Genomic DNA, 495 nt, shown 5'->3' on the forward strand with positions numbered 1-495 from the left:
CCCACCAGTTGACGGGGCCGTGCGCGCCCATCGAGCCGAGCGCGATCAGCGCGGTGCGCACCCACGGCTTCGCCTTGAACGCCTTGTGCGTCACGTGGCGATGAAAGCCGACTTCGAGCCCGAGCGCGGTCGCGAAATAGAAAAGCGCGAACACGATCCACTCGACGGCGCCTGGCCCGTGCCCGCCGATCCATAGCGCGATCGCGGCGAGCGTGCCCAGCGCGGGAAGCAGCGTGACGACGGCGGCGATGCGGCGATCGAGGCGAACGGCGGAACGCGGCAAGATCGTGGGCGGGCGAGCGAAGCCATGCGAACCGGAAGAAAGCGACGCGGGCCTCGCGCTTCCGATCGCACCCTCGGGCTGGCTCGCACCTTCGTTCACAGACGGAGGCTGGCCGGAACTCATCAGATGTCTCTCAGTAAATTGTTCGGTACATCTTTCGTTGGCGTTATCCGAAACTCAATATGAATTTTCCTATCGCCGCTGCGAAGATG

1 pseudogene is annotated in these 495 nt (G+C 64.4%); it reads right to left on the reverse strand.

Features of this window, described 5'->3' with window-relative positions:
* Positions 1-406, reverse strand: a pseudogene (locus J5M67_RS28020) (hypothetical protein); the annotation flags it as partial.
* Positions 407-495: the final 89 nt, after the last annotated feature.

It is taken from the genome of Pseudomonas sp. 30_B (assembly GCF_017491605.1).
Lineage (GTDB): Bacteria > Pseudomonadota > Gammaproteobacteria > Pseudomonadales > Pseudomonadaceae > Pseudomonas.